4 protein-coding genes are annotated in these 6,637 nt (G+C 62.5%); all 4 read right to left on the bottom strand.

Annotated elements, in window-relative coordinates:
- Positions 1 to 35 precede the first annotated feature (35 nt).
- The gene (locus HGB41_RS22420; RefSeq protein WP_171088532.1) at positions 36 to 1,532 is read right to left on the bottom strand and encodes a B12-binding domain-containing radical SAM protein; all 1,497 of its coding nucleotides are present in this window, start codon (positions 1,530 to 1,532) and stop codon (positions 36 to 38) included.
- A gap of 117 nt (positions 1,533 to 1,649) precedes the next feature.
- Positions 1,650 to 2,819, bottom strand: a complete 1,170-nt coding sequence (locus tag HGB41_RS22425; RefSeq protein WP_229423180.1) for an OmpA family protein — start codon at positions 2,817 to 2,819, stop codon at positions 1,650 to 1,652.
- Between the two features lie 25 nt (positions 2,820 to 2,844).
- Positions 2,845 to 4,620, bottom strand: a complete 1,776-nt coding sequence (locus HGB41_RS22430) for an Ig-like domain-containing protein (RefSeq protein WP_229423181.1) — start codon at positions 4,618 to 4,620, stop codon at positions 2,845 to 2,847.
- A 271-nt stretch (positions 4,621 to 4,891) separates the two neighbouring features.
- Positions 4,892 to 6,055: an OmpA family protein gene (locus tag HGB41_RS22435; RefSeq protein ID WP_171088533.1), complete on the bottom strand. Its 1,164-nt coding sequence runs from the start codon at positions 6,053 to 6,055 to the stop codon at positions 4,892 to 4,894.
- Positions 6,056 to 6,637 lie beyond the last annotated feature (582 nt).

Below are 6,637 nucleotides of genomic sequence, written 5' to 3' on the forward strand. Positions count from 1 at the left end.
GAGAATCGTTATCGTTGCTACACGTTACGAGCGGATCAGGCCGCGAGGTGGCGGACCTGGCGCGCAGGGGCTACCGCGACGCCTTGCGCGACCACCGGTTTGTGCGTATGGGCGTCGACTTTGCCGGCGTAATCGCTCGCCACCAGGGCCGTTGCATCCGCGCGCGCCATGCCGCGCAGCTCCAGCCATTCCTGCACCAGTTTGGCCAGTTTCTCGAGCGCGATGCGATGGGTCGCATCGGTACGGGTATAGATCCAGTCCGAGAAAGCCATGAAGTTGTCGAACGGGGCGTCCAGCAGCAGCGCGCGCGTGGTGTTGGCGAAGCGGCCGGAATTGGCCACCAGGTCCCAATAGCGGGCAAAGCGCACCAGGCGCTGCATGGTGGCGAAGTCGATCCGGTTGGTGGCCAGCACGGTGTAGGGCGGATAAGGGTCGTAGACCATGCCGAACGGTTCGGTGTGGCGGATGATCGGCGTGCCGCGCAGGCGCTTGAGGATGCCGAACTGGATCTCCTGGGCGCCAAGTTTCACCAATTGGTCGAATCCACGGGCGAAGCTGGCCACGTCCTCGCCGGGCAGGCCGGCGATCAGGTCCACGTGCAGGTGGGTCTGCGACTGCTCGCACAGCCAGCGGATATTGTCGGCCGCCTTGGCATTGTCCTGCCGGCGGCTGACCAAAGCCTGCACTTCGGGATTGAAGCTCTGGATGCCGATCTCGAACTGCAGCGCGCCGGGGGGGAATTTCGCGATCGATTCCTTCAGCGCGTCCGGCAGGTGGTCGGGGACCAGCTCGAAGTGGGCGTAGACAGGGTCGTTCGGCGCGGCTTCCAGCTTATCGAGGAAGAACTGCATGATGCGCAGGCTGGTCTTGACGTTCAAATTAAAGGTGCGGTCGACGAACTTGAACAGCCGCGCGCCGCGTGCGTGGAGCGACTCCATCTCGGCAAGGAAGGCGTCCAGCGGGAAGGGCCAGGCGGTCTTGTCGAGCGAGGACAGGCAGAATTCGCACTTGAACGGGCAGCCGCGCGAGGCCTCCACATACAGGGTGCGGTGTGCGATGTCGTCGTCGCTATATAAAGAGTAGGGCAGGGCGATCTCCGCCATCGGCGGCTGCACGCCCGCATGCACCTTCATCAGGGGCTTGGGGCCGGCCAGGATCTCGCCGCACAGCTTGGGGAAGGTGACGTCGCCCCAGCCGGTGACCACATAGTCAGCCAGCTTCACGATTTCCTGCCCGGCGGTCTCGTAGGACACCTCGGGGCCGCCGAGGATCACGGTGACTTCGGGCGCCACGCGCTTGAGCATGGCCACGACCCGGGTGGTTTCTTCCACGTTCCATATATAGACGCCGAAACCGACGATGCGCGGCTGGTGCGCCAGCAGGCGCTCGACCAGGTCGGTGGTCTTGGCGCCGATCACGAATTCGTGGATGGACGTTTGCGCCGTGAGCGGGCCCATATTGGCCAGCAGGTAGCGCAGCCCGAGGGAAGCGTGGGTGTAGCGCGCGTTGAGCGTGGAAAGCAGGATCGTCATCCGGCGCATTGTACCGAAAGCGCGGGAAGGTTCATGCGGCGTGGGCGTACTGGCAATGAAAAGCGAAAAACCGCCGCGGCTTGCGCCGGGCGGTTTTTTGTCACGACAAGCAGGTGATTACTTGGCGGTACGGGTGCCGACCACTTCGATGGTCACGCGACGGTTCTTGGCGCGGCCTTCGGCGGTTGCGTTGTCAGCCACTGGCTGGGTTTCGCCCTTGCCTTCGGTGTACAGGCGCGCTGGGTCCAGGCCTTTCGAGACCATGTAGGCCTTGACTGCATCGGCGCGGCGCATCGACAGCTTGTCGTTGTAGGCGTTGGTGCCGACCGAGTCGGTATGGCCGACGGCGATCATGACTTCGGTGTTCATGCCTTGCAGCTTGGCCATGAACTCGTCCAGTGCTGCCTTGCCTTCTGGCTTGACGATCGACTTGTCGAAATCGAACAGCGCTTCAGCGGCGATCGAGACTTTTTCCGAGGTCGGCACTGGTTCCGGTGCCGGCGCCACTGGCGCTGCGACTGGCGCTGGTGCTTCAGCGACCGGGGCAGGTGCTGGTGCAACGTAAGCGACCTTGGCTGGGCGGCCGAACTTGTAGACCAGGCTCACCGATGCGAGGTCGACGTCGCCACGGTTACCTACCGCGTCGTTCAGGCGGTAGCGCTCGACTTCGCCGCGCACTGCCAGGGCTTCGCTCAGCTGGTATTCCAGGCCGAGTCCGAGCTTGGCATTGCTTCGGCCTTCGGTCGCCGGATTCGGATTGGTGACCGCGTTCAGCCGGTTGCCGCTGAAATGTGTGCGCGTCTTCGCGTACTGCACGCCGGCGCGGCCCAGCAGCGAGAGGCGTTGGGTCAGCGGCAATCGGCCGACCAGGTCGAGGTTCACGCCGCGAAAGCCCGCTTCGCCGCGTAATGTGCCGTTGCCCGAAGTGGACGCGTCGAAATCGAATTTGCCCAGGTCAAAATAACCGGCCTCGACAGCGAAATAGCGGTTCAGTTGCTTGCCGACAAACAACTTGAAGCCGGTATCGCGCTCATCTTCGTCGAAGCTGACCAAGGTGGCGCCGTTTGCCGTGAGGCTCCGGCGCAGGCGTTCGTCATCGATGCTGGCGCGCGACTGTCCGACGCCGGCACCCATGTACCAGGCGCTGTTGGTCCAGTCCGGATTCACGAAACTTGCGTCGGCCGCGGCTGCCTGTTGGGGCACCATTTCCTGAGGCGCCGCGTGGGCAGTGGCCATGCTTGCGCAGGCCAGCGCGATCAATAGGGCAAGCGTGTTGGAAGTTTTCATTGTTCTGGTTTTCTATAGAAGCGAATTATTTGGTGATCTTGTTGTTGCTGAGGGTGACGGCGGCAGCCGACAGCACGCGGCCGTTCAGCAGCGTCGTGTTGTCGCCGACCGTAATGGCGGCAGACCTCGCCAGGATCGACCCTTTGAACGCACTGTTGGCGCCCAGCGTGGTCGGGCCGACAGGCACCCAGGTCACGTTGCCGGCGGTTGCACCGTTGGTCAATGCAATCACCGAGTTGGCGGTTGTATTGAGCGTCAGTGCCGTGCGGAAGAGGTAGGTGCCCGGACCGTTCAGGGTCAGGGTGCCGGTCACGCTGATTGCGCCGGCGTAGCAGTACACGCCCGGAGCAAGCACCAGGCCGCCGAGGTCGATGTCGCCGGCAAACGTGACGTCGCATGTGCGGCTATTGGCGTCCGTGATGGCGGTTTGCAGGTCGGCCAGTGCGTTGGCAAGCACGGCGCCTGACTTGTAATTGGTGAAGCCACCCGCCAGCACAGGGTCGGTGGTTTGCGAAGGCGAACCCACATCGCCGGTCACCAGGGTCGTTCCGCCCGCGTTGTTGGTCAGGGAGGTACCGGCAAGCACGGCGAAGCCGGATGCGCTGCCCAGGTTGATCGATGCCGACGACGGCAGTGGCGCGGCAGTCACGGTGAGGCTGGCGCTGGCCGATTTCCCGCCCGAAGTCGCGGTGATGGTCGTGGTGCCGGCAGCGATGCCGGTCGCGGCGCCCGTGTTCAGTACGGTGGCGATACCCGTATTGGCCGAAGTCCAGGCAGCGGTGCGCGTGATGACGGCGGTCGAATTATCCGAGAAGGTGGCGATTGCGACAAACTGCTGCGTGCCGCCAAGGTTGATCGAGGCAATCGATGGCGTAACGGCGATGCTTGCCAGCGTAGCGGAGTTGGTGGTGGCGGTGGCCAGCGCGGTTTTCCCGGCGAAGCTTGCGGTAATCGTTGACGAACCGGTGGCGACATAGGTCATCAGGCCGGCGTTGCCGACGCTGACAGCGGCCGGGGTAGCGGACACGAAGGCGGTACTGGTGGTGACGTCGACGACTGACCCGTCCGTATAAGTGGCAAACGCGGCGAGCTGGCGGGTAGCGCCGGCCGGGGAGGAGGAGGTCGCTGGCGTGATTGCAAGCGACACGGGCGCCGCCGGCAGTACGTTCAGGGTCGCGCTGCCGCTCAGGCCGCCCGAGGTGGCATTGATCACGGTGCTCCCCGTTGCTTTCGCCAGTGCCTTGCCACCGCTTGCGTCGATGGTTGCCACGGTGGGCGACGCCGATACGAAGGTCGAGACAGCAGTGATGTCGCGCGTGGTGTTGTTATCGAAGGTGCCGATCGCCAGGAACTGCTGCGAACTACCCACGTTGAGTTCCTGGATGGCCGGTGCCACCGCGATCGACAGCAGCTTCGCCGGCAACACGGTCAGCGTTGCCGATCCCGTCTTGCCTTCAAATGCAGCGGTCACCGCCGAGCTGCCTGCGTTGACACCAAGCGCGATACCGCCGGTAGGGGTGACGGTCGCCACGCCCGGCATTGCCGAGGTCCAGGCGGCAATCTTGGTCACGTCGCGCGCCGAACCATCGGAATACGCGGCAGTCGCGACAAATTGCTGGGTAGCGCCGATCGCCACCGACGGCGTCGCTGGCGTCACCGCAATGCTGACGACGTCTGCAGCCGGAACGCCCAGGATAGGCTCACGGCCCTGGTCGCCACCACCGCATCCGGCGACGAGAGCTGCGCCGACGAATCCGGCAGAGCAGAGAAGTATTTTGGTATAGCGTTTGAAGATGTTCAATTGATACTTTCGAGAGGTGTGCCGTTTCCGCTACCGTCCGCATGGAATATGCTCAGGGGAGGAAACATCGGAGCCATGACTAAGGCGGGCTTCTGGCACGAACTATTGCCTTTCGGCAGGTTCGACTCCGTTCGGTACCGCGCACAGCGAAAGTATTTACCGAAAGTGCACACATCGAGATTCGCCGACGGTCGGCGTGCTACCTGCAGCCAGAATGCAAAAAACCGCCGCGGCTTGCGCCGGGCGGTTTTTTGTCACGACAAGCAGGTGATTACTTGGCGGTACGGGTGCCGACCACTTCGATGGTCACGCGACGGTTCTTGGCGCGGCCTTCGGCGGTTGCGTTGTCAGCCACTGGCTGGGTTTCGCCCTTGCCTTCGGTGTACAGGCGCGCTGGGTCCAGGCCTTTCGAGACCATGTAGGCCTTGACTGCATCGGCGCGGCGCATCGACAGCTTGTCGTTGTAGGCGTTGGTGCCGACCGAGTCGGTATGGCCGACGGCGATCATGACTTCGGTGTTCATGCCTTGCAGCTTGGCCATGAACTCGTCCAGTGCTGCCTTGCCTTCTGGCTTGACGATCGACTTGTCGAAATCGAACAGCGCTTCAGCGGCGATCGAGACTTTTTCCGAGGTCGGCACTGGTTCCGGTGCCGGCGCCACTGGGGCTGCGACTGGCGCTGGTGCTTCTGCGATCGGCGCAGGTGCTGGTGCAACGTAAGCGACCTTGGCTGGGCGGCCGAACTTGTAGACCAGGCTCACCGATGCCATGTCGACGTCGCCGTTGTTGTACACGGCGTCGGTCACGCGGTAACGCTCGACTTCAGCGCGCAGGGCCAGGGCTTCGCTCAGCTTGAATTCAGCGCCGACGCCGATCTTGGCGTGACGACGGCCTTCGTTTGGCGGGTTAGGGTTGCTGACAGCGTTCAGGAAGTTGCCGCTGTAGCTGGTGCGTGCTTTTGCGTACTGGACGCCGGCGCGGGCCAGCAGCGACAGGCGCTCGGTCAGTGGCAGGGTGCCGACCAGGTCCAGGTTCACGCCGCGGAAATCGGTCTCGCCGCGCAGGTTACGGCCGGCGGTGCTGCCAGCGTCAAACGAGAAATCGCCCAGGTCGAAATAACCCAGTTCCACGCCGATGTAGCGGTTGAACTTCTTGCCGACGAAGAGCTTGTAGCCGGTGTCGCGGTTGTCTGCGTTGAACGAGGTCAGCGGAGCGCCGGCAGCCGACATGCGGTTTGCCAGGTCGTTGTTATAGATGTCGGCGCGGGTACGGCCGACGCCTGCACCCATGTACCAGGCGGTGTTCGCCCAGTCAGGGTTCACGGTTGCCTGGGCTTGCACAGGTGCCTGTGGCGCCATGTCCTGGGCCGAAGCGGTGCTCATCATGGTTGCGCAGGCCAGTGCGATCAGTGCGGCGAGTTTGCTCGAGTTTTTCATTGTTCTATCTTCAGTAGGTAAGTAAGTTATATGGTGGTCTGTTTTTTGCTCAAGGCGACAGCAGCAGCCAGCCTCCCAAAACCATCCGCAGCCGAGGCAGATTTCGATCATCAGGGGCGCGGAGCCCAGCATGATAATCGAAAAGCCAACATTGCTCCTTCGGCCAAGAGGTTCTGGTTCCGGCGACCTCAGGAAGAATTATTACCTTTCGGCATGTGACGTACTGTACGCTACCGCTCATAACAAAGAATATTCTCAAATTCGCAACACATGATTGTTGCGTCGACGCACAGCGGCGAAGCCTGCGTCGCCAAAGCAGTGAATTTTCCGCCCACTTGTCGGGCGGGGCGGCTTTTGATATGATCTCGCCTCCGACGCAGAAGCAGCCCAGAAGGCAGCGACAGCGAAGGAAACGAAGGGGTTGACGAGAAACGCAAAACGCCGCATACTCTCTCTTCTCTGCTGCTGACGAACACAACGCTTCGTCGAGTGCAGCAAGGCAGTACCGAATACCGTTCTTTAAAAATTTACAGTCGATAAGTGTGGGCGTTTGATGAAGGTGCCAAGAGCTTCGGTTCTTGA

Source organism: Telluria aromaticivorans, assembly GCF_013003915.1.
Classification (GTDB): Bacteria; Pseudomonadota; Gammaproteobacteria; order Burkholderiales; family Burkholderiaceae_D; genus Telluria; species Telluria aromaticivorans.